The sequence below is a fragment of the Halomonas sp. BC1 genome (genome assembly GCF_002078135.1).
GTDB classification, from domain to species: Bacteria; Pseudomonadota; Gammaproteobacteria; order Pseudomonadales; family Halomonadaceae; genus Vreelandella; species Vreelandella stevensii.
Window position 1 is genome coordinate 219,733 of the sequence record NZ_LFGS01000006.1, and the last position, 2,969, is coordinate 222,701.

The window sequence follows — 2,969 nt, forward strand, 5'->3', positions numbered from 1 at the left end:
AAATGACGTGCCCGATAGCGAGAGGCGCACCGACTTCATGCGCTCGTTCATATTGTCGCTTGCGCTATCGAAGGTCACGACCTCTTCACTGGAGACCACCTCGCTGCCCGCGTAAATCGCCACCGACAACGTGACCGGGCGGAGGCGCTCGCTGACCGCTTCAGTTTGCAGCAGCTCAAAGCGCTGAATGTTATTGACCATCTTCAGCGATGCCTTGGGTGAGATCACCTCCACCTTGCGACTGGTGCGCTTTTCCACCTTTTCGCCCCGCAGCTGCTGCACGGTGAGCACCGGCACCACGATTTCCTGGGGCATAATGCCCCCGTGTACAAAGCGAGCCCCGCCGACAAAGTGAAAACGGTGTGCGCCTTTGGGTATCCAGAACTGGGTATCGCAGGTGGTGCCTGCCGTATCGCGGGTATGGCCGTGCCACACACTGGGGTTATCGGGCAGCGACTCGCCCAGCACATAACGCTTTTTGCTTTTGAAGGCCGACGTTGGCTTGTCTGACAGCGCCGTGCGGTCGGTAGCATCCAACGCGCTGCGCTGGAACAGGAAACCATGGTCGGCGGTGACCAGCACCGTGCTGGTGTTCAGGTGCATGAGAATTTTACGGGTCAGCTGATCCAGCTCATCAATGGCATCCTCCACCGCTGCAAACGTCTCGCTTTCGGTGTTAGCGGCATCCCCACGGGCATCCACCACGTTGTGGTAAACGTACATCAGCTGCACGCCTTTGATCTTTTCGCGCCCTTCTTCACGGCTCCAGCCTTTTACTTCTTCAGCGGTGACGGCTAACGCCTCCCCGCCGAGGGCTGCTTTGAGTAACTTGCTGCGGTTCGCCGTGCCTTGGGTGGATTGGCCATTCACCAGCACCGTATCGCTGCCCGGCTGATAGCTGAGCTCTCGGTGCGGTAACAGCGAGGCCATTCCCAGGGTGGTATAGCTAGGCACCACACCTAACTGGCTTTTTAACGTCGCTTCGCTATAGCGCTTGGCATTAATGCGCTCACGCAGCTCTTCCGCCGCTTCATAGCGGAAGGCATCGCTAATCACCACCACCACACGCTTTTGGCGGCTAGCGGCTAGCTGGGGCTGCACCCAGTCGCGGTAGAAGTGTTGCTGGCTGGGTATATTGGGTAGCTTCCAGTGGGTGAGCCGCTGCTCGGCTTCCACGCGCTCGCTCCAGTTACGGGTGAGCTGGCCCAGGAACCACTCGTCATAACAACGCTCAACGGCGGCATCCAGGTTTTTAAGCAGCTCAACGCCAGTGGCATCCGATGCCACCGCGTAATGACGATAGGCGGTATCAAAACGGTAGAGATCCGTTTGGTAAGCGTGGTAGAGCGCCTCAACACTCTCGTAATGGAAGCCTTTGGCATGCTGATGACGCAGGCTAAACAGCGCAATCGACGCGGTAAGCGCGGCATATAGCTGCCGGTAGCGCTCGCGGCGGGCATCGTTTTTATGCCGCGATGCCCAATAACCGTCCAGGCGCGCCACAATGATGCTGTCGAATAGCTTCAGGTCGCGGGCATCCGCCGTGGGAATCGCCTGGCAGAGATCGACAATGATCTGCTTCTCCACCACCTCAAACGTCGCCACATGGCTTAGCTGCTCTAGCGGCACATCCTGCAGCTTGTCATCAATGCGCTGGGCATCTGCCACCCACCCGGAGATCACATCAAACGCTGGGTAAAAGCGTGAGCTATCTCGCCAGCGGGTGAGCAGCGCACGGGAGGATGCACGGGCATTGACCGAGGGAATGGCCACCTGACGCGCCCAGTCAGGAATATCCGAAATGCTCTCGCAGTAGCCGGTAATCAATAACCGCAGCATCAGTTGGCCGAAGTTTAGCGGCGCTTCACCGCTGAGCTCTGCTTGGCCAGCGGGGTAACCCACTTCGGCCTGTAAGGCACGCACTAACGCAGGCACCAAAGCGTACTTTTCGGCCTCGATCAACGCCGCTGGGTTCGTCTCTAACCCCAGTTCATTGGCCACCGCTTCTTCAGCCAAGTGGAACAGCAGCGTGGCCACGTCAAGAGACGTGGCCCCCACCACCACGGCCAGCATCGCCAGATCCAGCTCATCTTCACTAAGGGAAGGCGTGACCAAACGCTTCAGGACATCAATACGCTTACGGCTGGCTAAAAACGCCTGCCGCTGCGCCAAGTGCTCGCGCAGTACGTGGCGCGTTAGGCCCAGCTCATTGAAAATCATTGAAACGCGGTCGGCGTAGAAGCGGCCAGAGTACAGCTTGATATCCAACAGCCAGTCCTCTTCTGGGGCTGGCTCGGCAGAGGGAAAATAGAGCAGCGTGGGCGTCTCAGGCTCCTCCAGCTCCAGGCGTAGCTTCACGCCCAGGGTGGACTCCCCCGCCATATTGATCACCTGAACGCCTTCCAGCGCAAGCTCGCTGAGCGAATCCGCAAAGTGGCCAGGGGCGTCGTACCAGAAGACAATCCGATGGCGGTCGGTGAAGAAGGCGTGTTGTAAGCCCTGTTGGAGTTGGTCGAGCTGCATCTAACTTCCCTGCCGAATAATCAAGTTCACAACTGCTTCCAGCCGGTGTTTAAAAGCATTTATAGAAGGCATATCGATATTCTCCCAATGTATATTTCCGTCTTTGGCAGTTTCAGATAACTCATCTGCCGAGGTTTGCCCCTGGAGCGCCGCATCAAGCTGATTTTTGAGCGCATGGGGGCTATCATCATTGCCCGAGGCTTCCTCCAGCGCAGCGCAATGTTGGTAAGGAGACTCTGGCTTCAATGCACATAACAACCAAGCTTCGGATTTAGGCATAGGAATCATCGCTACGCCATGTGGAAAACCTTCCGCCTCAAAGCCTTGCAGCACGGAGTTATATTTCGTTTGCCAGTCACCACGCCCAGCAGATGCCGTGCCGTCACTATCGCGAAATAGCACCGCAATCACGTCGTCATCAATCTCAGCTGCTAGTTCTTTTGCAC

2 protein-coding genes are annotated in these 2,969 nt (G+C 57.4%); both read right to left on the reverse strand.

Features of this window, described 5'->3' with window-relative positions; translation table 11 throughout:
* The coding region (pglZ, locus tag B7L72_RS06675) for a BREX-1 system phosphatase PglZ type A (protein WP_254893767.1) at positions 1 to 2,523 on the reverse strand (2,523 nt) is incomplete at its 3' end.
* On the reverse strand, positions 2,524 to 2,969 hold a 446-nt coding region (locus tag B7L72_RS18510), incomplete at its 5' end, for a hypothetical protein (RefSeq protein WP_446718556.1).